Genomic DNA, 442 nt, shown 5'->3' on the forward strand with positions numbered 1-442 from the left:
TCGGTGCGCCTTTTGTCATCGCGTCCCTGACACCCAATATAAGCAGTGCCTGACGCCGGGCTACACCTGGTTGCCGGTCTACGCGGCGTTCAATGGCCTCCAGGCGTCCAAGCAGGTGACCGTCGATGGGAGGTATGGTGCGGGGCTGTGTCTGAAAACCGGGTTTCGAGGTGGAGGTAGCGTCACGCAGCATATAGGAGAACGGTGTCAGCATGTCTGTTCTGGCTGCGTGTTCGTTCCCTTCATCGTCATTGGCGGTCGCAACCCGGCATGGTGCGGCGGCGACTGCTGCACCAATCTGTGCAAAATTGCGCAGGATGTCTTTAGAACCTGAACCGAGGCGGTCGACTGCGTCCTGGAGTGCGCAAACATCCGGCTCGTCGTGTGCCGTGGTCAGTTCAGACTGAAACAGGCCGCCTTCGATCGTCGCGAGGAGGGCGAG

General features: G+C 60.2%; 1 pseudogene. It reads right to left on the bottom strand.

Annotation, left to right across the window (positions count from 1 at the left end):
* Window positions 1-442, bottom strand: a pseudogene (locus tag B7449_RS17310) (type IV secretory system conjugative DNA transfer family protein); the annotation flags it as partial.

The organism is Komagataeibacter intermedius TF2 (assembly GCF_000964425.1).
Classification (GTDB): Bacteria; Pseudomonadota; Alphaproteobacteria; order Acetobacterales; family Acetobacteraceae; genus Komagataeibacter; species Komagataeibacter intermedius.